Annotated in this window: 16 protein-coding genes; 6 read left to right on the forward strand and 10 right to left on the reverse strand. The window is 73.1% G+C overall.

Annotation, left to right across the window (positions count from 1 at the left end; translation table 11 throughout):
* Positions 1-564 (reverse strand): HAD family hydrolase (locus AB0J39_RS30830; protein WP_363471190.1); only part of this gene is annotated, 564 nt, incomplete at its 3' end.
* Between the two features lie 50 nt (positions 565-614).
* Here AB0J39_RS30830 and AB0J39_RS30835 point away from each other — a divergent pair.
* On the forward strand, positions 615-2,159 hold the full coding sequence (locus AB0J39_RS30835; protein ID WP_363471192.1) for a gamma-glutamyltransferase: 1,545 nt from the start codon (positions 615-617) through the stop codon (positions 2,157-2,159).
* Between the two features lie 6 nt (positions 2,160-2,165).
* Here the strand turns inward: AB0J39_RS30835 and hrpA are convergent, their stop codons facing one another.
* The 3 genes from hrpA to ppgK form a co-directional block, all read right to left on the reverse strand.
* Complete coding sequence (gene hrpA, locus AB0J39_RS30840; RefSeq protein WP_363471194.1) at positions 2,166-6,092, reverse strand: ATP-dependent RNA helicase HrpA; 3,927 nt, start codon at positions 6,090-6,092, stop codon at positions 2,166-2,168.
* Between the two features lie 72 nt (positions 6,093-6,164).
* Entirely contained in the window at positions 6,165-6,692 is a 528-nt protein-coding gene (locus tag AB0J39_RS30845; RefSeq protein ID WP_363471195.1) for a winged helix-turn-helix domain-containing protein, read from the reverse strand.
* A 179-nt stretch (positions 6,693-6,871) separates the two neighbouring features.
* Complete coding sequence (ppgK, locus tag AB0J39_RS30850; protein ID WP_363471197.1) at positions 6,872-7,609, reverse strand: polyphosphate--glucose phosphotransferase; 738 nt, start codon at positions 7,607-7,609, stop codon at positions 6,872-6,874.
* 153 nt (positions 7,610-7,762) lie between these two features.
* Here ppgK and AB0J39_RS30855 point away from each other — a divergent pair, with 153 nt between their 5' ends.
* Entirely contained in the window at positions 7,763-8,053 is a 291-nt protein-coding gene (locus AB0J39_RS30855) for a hypothetical protein (RefSeq protein ID WP_363471199.1), read from the forward strand.
* Positions 8,054-8,146: 93 nt separating this feature from the next.
* Here the strand turns inward: AB0J39_RS30855 and AB0J39_RS30860 are convergent, their stop codons facing one another.
* Positions 8,147-9,073, reverse strand: coding sequence for an NmrA family NAD(P)-binding protein (locus AB0J39_RS30860; protein ID WP_363471201.1), 927 nt, complete (start codon positions 9,071-9,073; stop codon positions 8,147-8,149).
* A gap of 101 nt (positions 9,074-9,174) precedes the next feature.
* Between AB0J39_RS30860 and AB0J39_RS30865 the strand changes: the two genes are divergently transcribed.
* A complete protein-coding gene (locus AB0J39_RS30865; protein WP_363471203.1) occupies positions 9,175-9,744 on the forward strand; it encodes a helix-turn-helix domain-containing protein in 570 nt (189 codons plus the stop codon).
* Positions 9,745-9,784: 40 nt separating this feature from the next.
* The gene (locus AB0J39_RS30870; protein WP_363471205.1) at positions 9,785-10,078 is read left to right on the forward strand and encodes a hypothetical protein; all 294 of its coding nucleotides are present in this window, start codon (positions 9,785-9,787) and stop codon (positions 10,076-10,078) included.
* Positions 10,079-10,138: 60 nt separating this feature from the next.
* Here AB0J39_RS30870 and AB0J39_RS30875 read toward each other — a convergent pair whose 3' ends face one another.
* From AB0J39_RS30875 to AB0J39_RS30885, 3 genes are all read right to left on the reverse strand, one after another.
* A complete protein-coding gene (locus AB0J39_RS30875; RefSeq protein WP_363471207.1) occupies positions 10,139-10,840 on the reverse strand; it encodes an HAD family hydrolase in 702 nt (233 codons plus the stop codon).
* An 87-nt stretch (positions 10,841-10,927) separates the two neighbouring features.
* Entirely contained in the window at positions 10,928-11,326 is a 399-nt protein-coding gene (locus AB0J39_RS30880; RefSeq protein ID WP_363471209.1) for a cupin domain-containing protein, read from the reverse strand.
* 27 nt (positions 11,327-11,353) lie between these two features.
* On the reverse strand, positions 11,354-12,037 hold the full coding sequence (locus AB0J39_RS30885) for a class I SAM-dependent methyltransferase (RefSeq protein ID WP_363471211.1): 684 nt from the start codon (positions 12,035-12,037) through the stop codon (positions 11,354-11,356).
* Positions 12,038-12,146: 109 nt separating this feature from the next.
* Between AB0J39_RS30885 and AB0J39_RS30890 the strand changes: the two genes are divergently transcribed.
* On the forward strand, positions 12,147-12,584 hold the full coding sequence (locus AB0J39_RS30890; RefSeq protein ID WP_363471213.1) for an Hsp20/alpha crystallin family protein: 438 nt from the start codon (positions 12,147-12,149) through the stop codon (positions 12,582-12,584).
* A gap of 131 nt (positions 12,585-12,715) precedes the next feature.
* Here the strand turns inward: AB0J39_RS30890 and AB0J39_RS30895 are convergent, their stop codons facing one another.
* Complete coding sequence (locus tag AB0J39_RS30895) at positions 12,716-13,591, reverse strand: universal stress protein (RefSeq protein WP_363471215.1); 876 nt, start codon at positions 13,589-13,591, stop codon at positions 12,716-12,718.
* Positions 13,592-13,744: 153 nt separating this feature from the next.
* On the opposite strand from AB0J39_RS30895, the gene AB0J39_RS30900 reads away from it, so the two are divergent.
* Entirely contained in the window at positions 13,745-14,014 is a 270-nt protein-coding gene (locus AB0J39_RS30900) for a DUF1876 domain-containing protein (protein ID WP_142645627.1), read from the forward strand.
* Between the two features lie 123 nt (positions 14,015-14,137).
* Here the strand turns inward: AB0J39_RS30900 and AB0J39_RS30905 are convergent.
* The coding region (locus AB0J39_RS30905) for a S8 family serine peptidase (protein WP_363471217.1) at positions 14,138-15,894 on the reverse strand (1,757 nt) is incomplete at its 5' end.

Consider the following 15,894-nt stretch of genomic DNA (forward strand, 5'->3'; position numbering starts at 1 on the left):
CCGGCGCAGCAGGGCGGTCCGCATCCCGGCGCGCGCGGCGGGCAGGACGTCGTTGTCGAGCCGGTCGCCCACGTAAAGGATCTGCCCGGGCTCATGGCCGCAGACCGCCGCGACCTTGGCGAAGAACGCCGGGTCGGGCTTCTCCACGCCCCAGCCGGCCGAGGTGTGGATCCCGTCGACCGGCAGGTCCATAGCGACCAGCGCGTCGTACGCCTGCGGCGGCTGGTTGCCCGCGACGACCAGGTCGTACCCGGCCTCCCGCAGGGCCGTGAGGGCGGGCCGCACGTCCGGGTAGAGGTCGTCGGCGTCGAAGTTCTCGCGCAGCCCGTCCGGGTCCTCGCGCCGCCACGCCTCGATCTCGGCGTCGAGATCGATCCCCGGCCTGACCAGTTCGAACGCCTCTCCGTGCCCGAGGTCGAGCGCGGCCATGCCGCCGAGGACGCCCATGAAGGTCAGGCGCGGCACGCCCAGCCGGTCGGCCCACCGGGACCAGATCCGGGTCTCGTCGATGAGCGTCTCCCCCACGTCGAACACGAGCGCCCGGACCATGAACGTCCTCCCCATCCGTCCTGATTACGGCAGCCACTCTACGAGGTGCCGTAACATCCCCGGACGTGAGCGAGACTCGGTATGCCCTGAACGGCATGGTGTGCACTGTCGATCATCTGGCCTCCGCGGCGGGCGTCGCCACCCTCGACAGGGGCGGCAACGCGGTGGACGCGGCCATCGCCGCCAACGCCGTGCTGGCGGTCACCGCCCCGCACATGTGCGGTCTCGGCGGCGACCTCTTCGCCCTCGTCCACGACGGAGGCGAGGACGGCGCCGTGAGCGCGCTCAACGCCTCGGGGCGGGCGGGCTCGGGCGCCGACCCCGCCCGGCTGCGGGCGGAGGGTCTCGACCGGATGCCCCACCTGTACGACATCCGCTCGGTCCCGGTGCCCGGCTGCGCCGACGGGTGGCTCGCGCTGCACGAGCGCTATGCCCGCCTGCCGCTGGCCGATCTGCTGGCCCCCGCGATCCGCCTCGCGACCGAGGGCTTCCCCGCCTCCCCGCTGCTCGGGCCCGTCGCGGACTTCGTCGGCACCCTGCCCGGGGCCGGGGACTTCGCGGCCGCCCGCCGCCCCGGGGACGTGATCCGCAGGCCCGGCGTCGCCAGAGCCCTCACCGCGCTCGGGGAGGACGGCCGGGCGGGGTTCTACCAGGGCGAGTTCGGCGATGGACTGCTGAAACTGGGCGGCGGCGAGTACACCGAGGAGGACCTGGCCCGGCCCAACGCCGACTGGGTGGAGCCGCTGAGCGCCGAGGTGTTCGGGCACCGCGTCTGGACCGTTCCGCCGAACTCCCAGGGCTACCTGCTTCTGCTGGCTCTGGAGATCCTCGCGGAGCTCGGCCCGCCCGCCGACCCGGCCGACCCGCACTGGGCGCATCTGCTGGTGGAGTCGGCCAGGGCGGCCGGGCACGACCGGCTCGACGTCCTGCACGAGGAGGCCGTGGCGCCGCTCGGCACGGCCGCCGCCCGCAGCGCGCTGGTCGACCCCGGACGGCGCTCCCCGTTGCCCGACGTTCCCGCCGGGCCGGGCGACACGACGTACCTGTGCGTGGTCGACGGCGACGGCATGGGCGTCTCGCTCATCCAGTCGAACGCGTCGGGCTTCGGCAGCCTGCTCTTCGAGCCCACCACCGGGATCAACCTGCACAACCGCGGCATCGGCTTCTCGCTCACGCCCGGCCACCCCGCGGAGTACGGCCCGCGCCGCCGGCCGCCCCACACGCTGTGCCCGGCGCTGGTCACCCGGCCGGACGGGACGCTGCGCACCGTCCTCGGCACGATGGGCGGCGACGCGCAGCCGCAGATCCTGCTGCAGCTGGTCACCCGTCTGCTCGCGCACGGCCAGACGCCAGGCGAGGTGATCGGCGCGCCGCGCTGGGAGCTCGGCACCGGCGGCACCGGCTTCGACACCTGGCGGTCCGTCCCGCAGGTGGAGGTCGAGGAGGGCGCGCCGTGGGCGGACGGCCTGCGCGAGCGCGGCCACACCGTCGAGACGATGGAGTACGGCTCCAACTTCGGCCACGCCCACCTGATCGACCTCCTGCCGTCGGGCGTGCTCGCCGGCGCGGCCGACCCCCGCGCGCTGATCGGCGCCGCGCTCGGCCGCTGAGCCGGGTCACCCGGCCCGGGCGGCTGACTCGGCCTGCTCCATGGCCTTGCGGATGCGTTTCTCCGAGACCGGTGTGGGGGTGCCCAGCTGCTGGGCGAAGAAGCTCACCCGCAATTCCTCGATCATCCACCGCATGTCCCGTACGGCCTTGGCGTCACGCTCCTCGGGCTTCAACCGGTCAAGCAGGTCGCGGTACTCGTCCTCGACGTCGTGCACGCGGTGCATCCACTCGCGGTCCCGATGGGGATCGTCGGGGAGCTTGTCGAGGCGGCGCTCGACGGCACGCAGGTAGCGCTGCACGTCGGGCAGCCGGTCGTAGCCCGTCTCGGTGACGAACCCGTCGTGCACCAGCCCGTCGAGCTGGTCGGCGATGTCGGCCTTGAGGTCGGCCGCGCCGCCGCCCAGCGCGCCGAGCCGGTTCTGCGCCGCGTGCCAGGCCGCCAGGACGCGCTCCACCCGGGAGACGACCTCCTCGGTCGTCTCGAACAGCGAGGCGCGCACGTGGTCGCGCAGCCGCTCGAACCCGGCCTCGTCCCAGACGGGCCCGCCCGCCTGCGCCATGAGCTTGTCGGCGGCGCACGCCATGCAGTCGTCGAAGAGGGCGGCGGCCCCGCCGTGCGGGCTGCGGCTGAGGGCGAGCTTCTGCGCGGTGGTCAGGGTGCGCAGGATCGCCTTGGCCGGGTTGACCACGTTGAGCAGCACCAGCCTCCTGGTGCCCGCCCACATGGCCCGGTCGCGCTCCCGCTCGGTCTCGAACATCCGCACGGCGACGCTCGTGCCCTTGTCCACCAGGGCCGGGTAGGCGCGCAGTCTGCCCTGCTCGAACACCTTCGGCAGCGTGCCGATCGTCCACCCGTGCAGGCCGTCGCGTTCGAGATCGTCGGCGGCCTTGGACAAGGTGGCGCGCAGCTTGGGCGCGAGCCGCCGCTTGAGCGCCTCCAGGTCCTTGTCCTCGTCCACCGTCCGCTTGCGGTCGTCGATCACCCGGTAGGTGATCCGCAGATGGGCGGGGAGCTGGTCGAGGGCCCACGCGTCGCGCGGCACCTCCACCCCGGTCAGCACCCGCAGCTCGCGCTCCAGCGCCTCGAGGAGCGGCTCGCCGCCGGGCCGTACGCGTTCCAGCACGGCCTTGGCGTAATTGGGGGCGGGCACGAAGTTGCGGCGCAGGTTCTTCGGCAGCGACCGGATGAGCGCGGTGACGAGGTCCTCGCGCAGGCCGGGGATCTGCCAGTCGAACCCGGTCGGGTCGACCTGGTTGAGCACGGCCAGCGGGATGTGGACGGTCACGCCGTCCGCCTCGCCCGTCTCCACCGCGCCGGGCTCGAAGCGGTAGGTCAGCCGCATCCGCTGGCCGTTCTGCCGCCAGGCGTCCGGGTAGTCCCCGGCGCTGACCCCGGCGCTGTCGTTGACCAGCATCTCCGGCGAGAACGTCAGCAGGTCGGGCTCGTCCCGCGACGTCTTCTTCCACCAGCTGTCGAAGTGCCTGCCGGAGACCACGTCGGCCGGGATCCGCCGGTCGTAGAAGTCGAACAGCGTCTCGTCGTCCACGAGGATGTCGCGGCGGCGGGCCTTCTCCTCCAGCCGCTCGACCTCCTCCAGCAGCTTGCGGTTCTCGTGGAAGAACTTGTGGTGGGTGCGCCAGTCGCCGTCGACCAGCGCGTGCCGGATGAACAGCTCCCGGCTCAGCTCGGGGTCGATGCGGCCGTAGTTGACTTTGCGCTCGGTCACGATCGGCACGCCGTACAACGTGACCTTCTCCAGCGCGACCACGGCGGCCTGGTCCTTCTCCCAGTGCGGCTCGCTGTAGGTGCGCTTGACCAGGTGCTGCGCGAGGGGCTCGATCCAGTCCGGCTCGATCTTGGCGTTGACCCGGGCCCACAGCCGGGAGGTCTCGACCAGCTCGGCCGACATCACCCACTGCGGCTGCGCCTTGGCCAGGGCCGAGCCGGGGAAGATCGCGAAGCGGGCGTTGCGGGCGCCGATGTACTCCGTGATCGGCCGGCGGCCCTCCTGCCTGCGCTTGTCGACGACGTCCTTGACGCCGATGTGCGACAGCAGGCCGGCCAGCAGCGACTGGTGCACGCGCTGGGGATCGGCGGGCGCGCTGTTCGGCACGACGTTCAGCGTCCTGGCCACCTGACGGAGCTGGCTGTCGATGTCCTGCCATTCCCGCACGCGCAGGTAGTTGAGGAACTCCGCCTTGCACAGCCGCCGGAACGCGCTGGACGACAGCTCCTTCTGCTTGTCGCGCAGGTAGTTCCAGAGGTTGAGGTAGGTCAGGAAGTCGGACTCCTTGTCGGCGAAGCGGCGGTGCTTCTCGTCGGCCGCCTGCTGCTTGTCGGCCGGCCGCTCGCGCGGGTCCTGGATCGACAGCGCGGCAGCGATGATCATCACCTCGCGGGCGCAGCCGTTCTTGTCGGCTTCGAGCACCATCCGGGCGAGGCGGGGGTCCACCGGGAGCTGGGCCAGCTTGCGGCCGAGCGGCGTGAGCTGTGTCCCCTTCCCGGCCTCCCGGGCCGCGCCCTTGTCCGCGAGGGCGCCGAGCTCGATCAGCAGGTTGACGCCGTCCCTGACCTGACGGCCGTCCGGCGGCTCCACGAACGGAAACGCCGCGATGTCCCCCAGGCCGAGCGAGGTCATCTGCAGGATGACGCTCGCCAGGTTCGTACGGAGGATCTCCGGGTCGGTGAACTCCGGCCGGGAGAGGAAGTCCTCCTCGGAGTAGAGCCGGATGCACACGCCGTCCGACGTACGGCCGCAGCGGCCCTTGCGCTGGTTGGCCGACGCCTGGGAGATCGGCTCGATCGGCAGCCGCTGGACCTTCAGCCGATGGCTGTAGCGGGAGATCCGCGCCGTGCCCGGGTCGACCACGTACTTGATGCCGGGAACGGTCAGCGAGGTCTCTGCGACGTTGGTGGCCAGCACGATCCGCCGGCCCCGGTGGGACTGGAAGACCCGGTGCTGCTCGGCGGCCGACAGCCGCGCGTACAGCGGCAGGACCTCCTCGGGACGGCCCTTGAGCGCGTCGGCGGTGTCGCGGATCTCCCGCTCGCCGCTGAGGAAGACCAGGATGTCGCCCGGCCCCTCGGCGCACAGCTCGTCGACGGCGTCGACGATGGCCTGGGTCTGGTCGTCGTCCTCGTCGACCGGGCGGTAGCGCACCTCGACCGGGTAGGTGCGCCCGGACACCTCGATCACGGGCGCCGGCTCCCCGCCGGGTCCGGCGAAGTGCCGGGCGAACCGCTCGGGGTCGATGGTCGCCGAGGTGATGACGACCTTGAGGTCGGGCCGTTTGGGGAGGAGCTGCTTGAGATAGCCGAGGATGAAGTCGATGTTGAGGCTGCGCTCGTGCGCCTCGTCGATGATCAGCGTGTCGTACTGCAGCAGGAGCGGGTCGGTCTGCATCTCGGCGAGCAGGATGCCGTCGGTCATGAGCTTGACCAGGGTCCCGTCGCTGGAGTGGTCGGTGAAGCGGACCTTGTAGCCGACCGCCTCCCCCAGCTCGATCGACAGCTCCTCGGCGATGCGCTCGGCGACCGTGCGGGCGGCGATGCGGCGCGGCTGGGTGTGGCCGATGAGCCCGTGGACCCCCCGGCCGAGCTCCAGGCAGATCTTGGGGATCTGGGTGGTCTTCCCCGAGCCGGTCTCGCCGGCCACGATCACGACCTGGTGGTCCCTGATGGCCGCGAGCAGGTCGTCCTTGTGCCGGCTGACCGGCAGCTCGGGAGGGTATTGGAGGGCGGGGACGGCCGCGCGGCGCGCGGCCACGCGGCGTTCCGCGGCCTCCACGTCCCCCGCGATCTCCTCGACGACGGACTGGCGGGCGGCGCGGTCGCGGACCCGGCGCATGCCGTCGAGACGGCGGCGCAGCCTGCGCCGGTCGCGCAGCATCAGGTCGGGAAGGCGGGCCTGGAGATCGGCGAGCGTGTTCATTCCATGCTCAAGGATAGGCAACGCCCCCCGCCGATCTGCCAGCCGTTTTTCCGGCGGCCCTTCCGGGGCGGGTCAGGGGCGGCGCGGCGGCTGGTACTTGTACCCCACGTTGCGGACCGTGACGATGCGGCCCGCGTGCCGGCCCAGCTTGCGGCGCAGCCGCAGAACGTGCACGTCGACCGTACGGCCGCCCTCGTCGTCGTACCTGTCCCAGACGGCCGCCATGAGCTGGCGGCGGTTGTAGACCCGGCCGGGCGCCGAGCTGAGGTAGTCGAGCAGCTCGAACTCCCGGAAGGTGAGCTCGATCTCCTCGCCGCCGACCCGGACCACCCGCGCGGCCCGGTCCAGGACCAGCTCCTCCTCCTCGGCGGTGACCGCCCGCCTGGGCGGCGGGGCCACGGCCGTACGCTCCCGCGCGACCGCCGCCTCCGGCGCGACCGCCGAGCCCCCGGCGGGCACCAGGTAGCCCACGATCATCAGCACGGCGCCGGTCTCCGGCACCGGCAGCACGCCGAGCACGGATCCCTGCCCGAGATCGGGGGGCTCATGGCCCTGCTCGCGCCTGCGCTCCACAAAGTCGATCACGTTCTGGTGGGACATGCCCTCTCCTTGCCTCGTGGCGTACCGGACGGCGGTGACCGCGGTCGTCAACAGGCGGCGGCGCAGACGCGCAGCAGGTCGATGTGCCGGCGCTGGGTCAACCTCCCCGAGGGGTTCATGGGATCATCATGGCAGCGAAATTACCCGCTGTCCAGGTAGGAATAAGGGAGATCTATCGCTCAGGAGACGCGCGCCGCCCCCGCCGCCGCCATCGCCGCGCCGATGATCCCGGCCTCGTTCCGGAGCACGGCGGGCATCACCGGGGTGTCCCCGAGGTCGACGTACGGCAGGAACTTGTCCGCCTTCTTGCTCACGCCCCCGCCGACCAGGATCAAAGTGGGCGACAGCAGGTCCCGCATGTGCCGGAGGTACTCCTCCACACGCCCGGCCCACTTCTCCCAGCCCAGGTCCTCCTCCTCGCGCACCCGGTCGGAGGCGCGGTGCTCGGCCTCCTTGCCGCGGATCTCGACGTGGCCGAACTCGGTGTTGGGCACGAGCGCGCCGTCTACGAAGAGCGCGCTGCCGATGCCGGTGCCGAAGGTCAGCATGAGCACGACCCCGCGCCGGTCGCGGCCCGCGCCGAAGGTCATCTCGGCGACGCCGGCCGCGTCCGCGTCGTTGAGCACGATCGCCTGCTCGCCGAACAGGTCGGCGCCCTTCACCCCGATCCACGACCTGTCCACGTTGGCCGCCGTCCTGATGACCCCGTCGAGGACCACTCCGGGGAAGGTGACGCCCATCGGGCCGGTCCAGGAGAAGTGCTCCGCGATCTCGCGTACGGCCTGGGCGACGGCCCCCGGCACGGCGGGCCGCGGCGTCGGGATGCGCAGGCGCTCCCGGGTGAGCACGCCGGCGGCCGTGTCCACCGTGGCGCCCTTGATCCCCGAGCCGCCGATGTCGATGCCCAGAACTTCCATGACTTTCCTCCTGGTCCGGCTGCACGGCTACCCAGCCGCCCTCACCTCATGCGCGGTCGCGAGTATCGCACGGCGTCATGGGGCGAGCCGGGTTACGGGAGGACAGGCCGGGTACTCCCCGAATCGGGGCAAATCACCACAAGGGGGACACGCATGATCAGGACACTCCACAAGATGGGACTGCGCTCCAATCACATGTACAGCGCCGCTCTGGGGTCAATCGGCATGTCGATCGCCTCATGGGTCGTCTCGAACAAGTACGAGGCGGCCGGCATCGAACGCGCCGACCGCTGGGCGTTGTTCGTCGGCGAGTGGGCGCCGACCTTCTTCGCGATGGGGATCGCCCTGCGAATGGAGGAGATGGCCCAGGAGAAGGGGCAGGAGACCCCCGAGTGGCAGGAGCAGAGCAGCGACATCCGCCGTCCCACCCGCGCCGGCGTGTAGCGAGGGCGGGCAAGGGCTTCCACGAGCGGCCCGGAGGGACCGGACGGCCCCTCCGGGCCGCTGCGCGCCCATTCCCGCCCGTCCCGGTGAGCGTCAGGCCACGGCCCGCAGGTGCTCGTGCGCCCAGTCCTCGAAGGTCGTGAGCGGGATGCCGAGGGCCCGCGCGTACTCCGGACGGGCGGGCTGACCGGCCACGTCGATGAATTCGTGTACAGCGACGCCGTAGCCCGGCATCCCCGCGGCGACCGCCTCCTCCGCGGTCATGTCGGGCGCGGTCAGCTCGGTGCCCAGAGCCCGGGAGAGGACCGCGGCGATCTCTCTCATCGTCCGGTGGTCACTGGCCAGTTCCAGCTCGACGCCGTGGAACCGCCCCGGTTCCGCGAAGGCCGCGGCGGCCGCGGCGCCGATGTCGTGGACCGCGACGAGGGAGAGCCGGGTGCCGGGCTTCAGCACGGTCACGATGCCCCCCTCGACGCCGCGGGGAAGCAGGTACGCCGCGGACGGGAGGAAGTTCTCCATGAAGAAGCCCGGCTTGATGATCGTCCAGTGCGTGAAGCCCGCCTCACGCACGCGATCCTGGGCGGCGGCCTTGGCGCCGAGGACCGGCTCCAGCGACGCCCAGCGGCCTTCCGCCCAGCCGGGCGCCTCGGTGTGCCGACCCGCTCCGGAGGCGGACGTGTGCACGAACTGCGACACGCCCGCGGCCAGCGCGCCTTCGACCAGGTTGACGGCCTGGACCAGCTCGCCCTCGAAGTCGAAGGCGCCGGCCCGCAACGCCGGCATCTGCACCGAGAAGACGGCCCGGGCTCCGCGCGCGGCCCTGGTCACGGACTCGCGGTCGAGGAGGTCGCCGGTGACCAGCTCGGCGCCGAGCGCTTCGATCGCCCTCGACCGTTCGGCTGCGGGGTCGCGGACCAGCGCGCGGACGGGCACGCCGTTCGCCAGCAGGGCACGGGCGGTGGCGCCCCCCTGTTGTCCGGTGGCGCCGGTGACCAGAACGGGTGCGGAATCGATTGCCATGAGGCCCTCCCGGGGCGAGCGCAAGAAACGGCGGGGCCCGCCGTTTATGCTTCGGTACAATACGGCGGGCCCCACCACTTAGCAACCGATGAGGTGACAGCATGCCCGTCCAGCGTGCGGACGCCCGGCGCAACTACGCGCGCCTGCTCGCCGTGGCCAAGGAGGCGATCGCCGCGGAGGGCCCCGACGCGTCCTTGGAGCAGATCGCCCGCACCGCGGGAGTCGGATCGGCCACCGTGCGCCGGCACTTTCCCGATCGCCAGTCGCTGCTGGAGGCGGTCTTCCGCGAACGGGTCGAGGCCCTGTGCGCCCACGCCGGCGAGCTGACCGGCAGGGCCGACACCCGGGCCGCGCTGCTGGAATGGCTGAGCGCCGTCCTCGCGGACGCCGCGACCATCCGGGGGCTGGCGATCGCGCTGACCCGCGACCGGGCGGCCGGCCCCGGCGCGGCGCACGACCACTGCTGCTCGGCGCAGCTCACCGAGGCGGGCGATCCGCTGGTGCGCCGCGCGGCCGGGGACGGCGCGCTCGCACCGGGCGTGACCATCGCCGACCTGCTCGCCCTGATCACCGGCATCGCCCTGGCCACGGAACACCACCCGGACCCCGCCGCCGACGCGCAGCGGCTGCTCGGCCTGTCCCTGGCGGGAGTCAGTCCCCACCAGGGGTGACGGGATTCGGCACGCCGGTGCTCCGTTAGGCTCGGCGCGCGTGACCCCCGATCCCGCCGCGGTCGCGCGCTGGCTGCGCACGCGGCCCGCCCGCGCGGCCGGCACCCGCGTCCTGGCCGTCGAGGGCGTGGGCTGCGGCGCCCGCGAGGCGGGGCCGTACCTGAGCGGGCTGGTGTGGCTGGAGGCCGCCGAGGAGGTCCGGCGGGCGCGGGCGCTCGCCCGCGACGGCGAGGTGTACGCCCCCCACTGGCGGCGCTGGGCCGAGCAGGAGGAGCGGTACTACGCCCGCCACGACGTGCGCTCCCGGGCCGGCCTCGTCATCGTCACGGGCTGAACCGCCCCGGAACGGACCCGCACGCCCGTCGTCCACGAGGTCGTCCGCGAGTCACGGCTGTCAGGAACGGATGCGCACGCCGACCTCGTCGAGCCGCGTCAGCAGCTCGGCGGGGTCGGCGTACACGCGGAAGGCACCGGCGCGCTCCAGCTCGTCCCTGCCGTAGCCGCCGGACAGCAGCCCGACGCCCAGCGCGTCCGCGCGCCGCGCGGCCAGCATGTCCCACACGCTGTCGCCGACGGCCAGGGTGAACCTCGGCTCGACGCCCAGCAGCGCGGCGCCCGCGAGGAACAGGTCCGGGTCGGGTTTGGCCCGGCGCACCTGGTCGCGGTGGACGAGCGGCACGTCGGGCGGCAGTTCGAGCATGTCCAGCGCGTGCCGGGCGGTGTCGGCCCGGCTGCTGGTCGCGATCGCCCAGCGGACGTCGTTGTCGGACAGCCGCCGCAGCAGCTCGACCGCGCCCGGCAGCGGGCGCACCGAGTCGACCTGCTCCAGGTACGCCTCGGCGTGCGCCTGCTGCAGGTCCTCGATCTGCTCGTCGCTCAGCGAGACGCCGATCTCCCGCAGCAGCGCGTTGACGAGCAGGCCGCCGCTCATGCCGATCCGGCGGTGGACGCGCCACACCGACAGATCGATGCCGACCCCGCGAAGAGCGGTGCGCCAGGCGATGACGTGCTGGTAGACGCTGTCGATCAAAGTGCCGTCGAGATCGAAGAGGAAGGCCGGGACGGGCGGCTCCGGGTAGTCGAATCGCGTGTTCATCCGGGCAGTTCTCACCGGTCGGCGCCCGCCGAAACACGTCCGGCCGTATTCACCGCGCCAGGCGGACCGAAACCACGGAGACCGTGCTCAGCCCAGGCCGGCGCGGTACTCCTCGTCGGTCACCGGCCCGTGCCAGTGGGTCTTGCCGCTCGCCGTGACGGCGATGTGCACCAGCGTGTCGTCGTCGACGGCGCCGTGCCAGTGCTTCTCGCCCGGCTGGACGTGGACCCAGTCGCCCGGCCCGATGGGCGTGCCCTTGGTCTCGCCCCAGCGCGTCACCACCCCGCGTCCCGACAGCACGTACAGCGCCTGCTCCCCATCGTGGGTGTGCCAGCCCGAACGGGCCTGCGGGTCATAGGAGAAACGCTGGGCGCGCAGGCCGTCCGGCTCCACCTCCTTCAGCGTCTCCGCCTCCCACACGCCGTCGGTGAACCTGTCCGGTCCCGGCCGGGTGGCCTTGATCTCGCCTTCGCGTACGAATCTCATCGCGCACTCCCTTCATCTCGGGCCGCGTCACGCCGGCGCCGCCCGCACCCATCGGCGATCGCCGCCGAGGAAACCCTCCATCGTGAGCCCGGCCTCGCGCAGCAGTTCCCCGAACCGGTCGTCGGTACGGCGCCTGCTGACGAACGTGTGCGTCCATCGCCGGTCCCCCACGACGTACTCCATCGTCGCGTCGAGCAGATCCGGCCCGGGGCGGCTCACGTCCGTCATCCGGACCACCCGTCCGTCGCCGCGCCTCTCCCACGGCCCCACCGTGTCGTACCACTCGGGCAGCTGGCGTTGGAGGATCACGCACCCGTCCGGCGCGACGTGACGGCGGCAGGTCCGCAGGAACGCCCGGCACAGGTCGTCGTCGGCGGTGTCGATCACGTACGACATCAACAGGACCACGTCGAACCGCCGGGACAGGGACAGATCCTGGATGCGGGACAGAACCGTCTCCGCCCCCTGGACACGCGCGAGCATCTCGGGCGACTCGTCCACGGCCACCACCTCGTGGCCGAGCGCGACAAGGGCGTGGGTGATCCGGCCCGCCCCCGCGCCGAGTTCGAGGATCGCCGCGCCCTCGGGTATCGCGGCGTGGACGATCTCGGGTTCGCCGTCGGGCGTGAGCGTCGCGTAGTAGTCGACCGCGCACCCGTCCGGAGTGATCGGGCCGGGACCGGTGCCGTGATAGATCCGTTCTGGCAGCATGATCACCATCCTGCATCACGAGTACGGCGGTGGCCCTACTGTGGCGATTTGTCCGATTCGTGCCGGGTATTTCTTCCATGATGAGTTCTGCCGGATGGAGGTGACAGGCATGAGCGTTCCGATGCGACGGGAGTCCAGAGGTCTCGTTCCCGACCTGTTCGACCTGCTGGAGGCGCCGATGGCCGCGCTGCGGCCCATGGCCGGGCAGCAGATGCGGCTTGAGGACTACGTCAAGGACGACCGGTACGTGCTGCGCGCCGAACTGCCCGGGATCGACCCGGACAAGGACGTGGAGATCAGCGTGTCGAACGGGGTGCTGACCATCCACGCGGAACGGCGCCACGAGGAGCGGCAGGCGCACCGCACCGAGTTCCGGTACGGAGCCTTCACCCGGTCGATCGTGCTGCCGCAGAACGTGGACGAGAACGACGTGAAGGCCACCTACGACAAGGGGATCCTCGAGGTGAGCGTGCGGCTCGCCGAGGAGCGGGAGGAGCGCAGGCGAATCCCGATCGAGAAGCCGGGAGCCGGGCGGCCGCAGAGCTGAGGCCGCCCACGCCGGGCCCGTCCACGCCGCGGGGACGGGCCCCGGTCGTGTCCCCCGGCCCGGAGCGCGTCCCCGGAGCGCACCCTGACGGCTCGGCGCCCGCCACCCGGCCCCGCTCAGGTGGACCCCGCTCAGGTGGACCCCGCTCGGGACGACGACGGGGACCGCACGACGGCGACCGGGCACTCGGCGTGGTGCAGCACTCCCCGGCTGACCGAGCCGAGCATCGCCGAGCCCAGCGCGCCCCGGCCGTGGGAACCGACCACGAGCAGGCCCGCCCCGCGCGAGGCCTGGACGAGCGCGTCGACCGGGTGCCCGTAGACGATCTCCTCGCGCACCGGCACCTCGGGACACCGCCCGCGCGGGTCCGCCAGCTTCTCCCGGCTCACGCGCCGGTGGGCCTCGCGCACCTCCTCCACGTCGTAGGTGATCTCGGGCGCGAGCGGGTGGGCGGGCAACTGCCACGCGTGCACGGCCCGCAGCGCGTCGCCGTGCGCCCTGGCCTGCTCGAAGGCGTACGCCAGGGCGGGCTCGCACTCGGGCGAGTCGTCCACGCCCACCACGATCTCCCCCCTGCCGCCGCTCCACCCGGGCCGTACGACGACGACCGGGCAGGGTGCGTGACCGGCGACGTGGGTGCTGACCGACCCGACGACGATGCCGGCGAAGCCGCCGAGTCCCCGGCTGCCGAGCACGATCTCGACGGCCTCCCTGGCCTTGTCGCGCAGGACCCGGGCGGGGATGCCCTCGATGATCTCCGTACTGATCTTCACGTCCGGCTGCCGCTCGCGGGCCACCGCCTCCGCCGCGGACAGGGCCCGCTCGGCGTGGGAGGTGAGCGGGTCGCCGCCGGAGACGGGGAACTTGGGGATGCCGTACGCCCAGTGGTCCACGACGGAGACGAAGCGCAGCGGGCAGCCGCGGCGGGCGGCGTCGTCCGCGGCCCACCGGACGGCGGCCGTCGCGGCGGGCGAGCCGTCGGTGCCGACGATGATCGAGCCGGACATGGACGCTCCTTCCCGGCCTGTGCCTTCCTCACCTGGCCTCTCCATGTCACCATCCGCGGCGACGGCGCCCCAGGGCCGCAGGTCCTCATTCCCGGGGCCGATGCCGGGACCGTCGGGCCGGGAGGGATGCTGGAGTCCTGGAGGTGGTCCGACATGGAATCGAAGCGCTGGACCGTCGAGATCTTCGTGAACGAGGACGACAACGACGACGTCACCACCGCGACCGCCGTGCTGTACACGCCCGCGGGACGACGCCACGAGAGCGTCGGCCGAGCCCGCCGCAACCCTGCCGACCGGCCCGTGCCGGAAATCGGCGACGAGCTCGCGGCCGGACGGGCCCTCGCCGACCTGGGGGCGAAACTCATCGGGGACGGTGCGGAGGACGTGGCCCAGCTCGCGGGCCCCGCCTACGAGTCGTACTGAGACCCCGGCCCGGGTCCGGCGGCGGCCTGCGCCCGCCGGGGCCGGAGCGCGGGGGACGGGCCCGCCGGTGAAGCCGGATCCCGGGGGCTCCGCGGCGAGCCCCCGGAGTCCGGCCGCACGTCCTCATTCCGCCGGGCCGGCCGGGTCCTCGCCGAGGAGCCCCGCGGCCCGCATCTCCTCCCTCAGCCAGGCCATCGCCGCCTGCTCGCACGCGGCCTGGCCCGCCCCCGCGACCGGAGTGCCGTTCGCCGTGCGCGGGCCGGCGGGAACGTCACCGGCCGCGCCGTCCGGTGCGCGGCCCCCGCCGGAACCAGGCGCGTACGGCCGCCGCGCGGGCGTTCCCCTTCGCTTGGCCCCCGGCCCGGAGCCGCCGGCGTCGCCCTGGTCGGCCGCCGGGACGCCACCGGCCGCGGCGGCCCGTCCGCGCGAGCCGCCGGGCACGAGACCGCCGGGCACTAGACCCATGGGCACCGGCCCGTTGGGCGTCGTGCCCCCGCTGTACGCCGCCTGCGGCGCCATGCCGGCAGGCACCCCCGGGCCCGCCTGGCCGGAGTCGCAGTCGCCGCCCGGCCCCCAGGCATCCGGCACGAGCAGTCCCGCACCGGTCATCTCGGCCGTCAGCTGCCCGAGCAGGGTGTCCGCCTCGACCGGCTCGGGGGTGATCTGCGCGAGAGCCGGCGCGAGCGCGCGCAGCGCGTTCGGCATGCCCGCGCCGGTGCGGTGGAGATCGCCGAGGTTCAGCGGGACGCAACTCGACCTGATGATGTGGAAGAGATGGTCGACCCGCCGCGCGTCCCGCCCGATGTAGGGACCCCGGAAGTCGCCGTGGTGCGCGAGCACCAGCGCCGCCAGGCCTGCGACGTGCGGCGCGGCCATCGAGGTGCCGTCCAGCGCGGCGTACCCGTCCGGCGGCACCGCCGACAGGACGGCCACGCCCGGGGCGCACACGTCGACCTCGGGGCCGTGACAGGTGAAGCGCGGCGAGAAGTAGCCGTCGCCGGTCATCGGCCCGCGGATCTCGGCCTCGTGCGCGGTGCCGGGCGGGAACGCGTCGGCCTTGCCGACGGCCGCGACGGTCAGCACGCCGGGCAGGGTGCCGGGGAAGCCGACCGGTCCCCCGTCGTTGCCGGCGGCCACCACGCACGCCACGCCCGCCTCGCGCGCCTGCTCGATCTTCGCGGCGACGAGCGGGGAGTGGTGCCTGCTCGCCAGGCTCAGGTTGACCACGTCGATCCGCTGCTCGACGCAGTAGTCGAGCGCCTCGATGAGGTCGCTGAACCGCCCGCCCGGGAAGATCTTGCACGCGTGCACCTCGGCCTCGACGGCGAAGCCGACGACGCCGCGGCCGTCGTCCGCGCCGGAGACGACGGCCGCGCAGTGGGAGCCGTGGTAGGCGGCGTCGACGGACCAGCCGTCCGGCTCGCCGCCCACGAGGTCGATCCCGGCACGGACGCGCTCACGCAGGTCGGGATGCCGCACGTCGGCCCCCGAGTCGACGACGGCGATCCTGACCCCCGCCCCGCGCAGCGTGGGCGGCAGGCGGTCGAGGTTCATCGCCTGCTGGCCCCAGCCGAAGACCTGCTTGCCGGGGAAGCCGTCGAAGGTATCCGACAGGCGCGTCGGCTCGATCAGGTTGTCCCGGGTCGTGGACAGGGCCGGGCGGTCGATGTGCACGCTCCAGTAGCCGGAGCGCGGCCGGACCGTCACCCCGCTGATCGACTCCGGGGTGTCCCCGACCATCGTGATCACCGCGCGGCCGTCGGCCCCGGTGGACGTCTGGGCGGGCCAGCCGTGCCCGGTCACCAGGACGCTCGCGCCGGGCAGCGGCGTGCCGTCGGCGTCCCTGACCAGGAAGGCGAACGTGCTCTCCACGCCCGGCG

Origin of the sequence: Microbispora sp. NPDC049633, assembly GCF_040675265.1 — a bacterium.
GTDB classification, from domain to species: domain Bacteria; phylum Actinomycetota; class Actinomycetes; order Streptosporangiales; family Streptosporangiaceae; genus Microbispora; species Microbispora maris.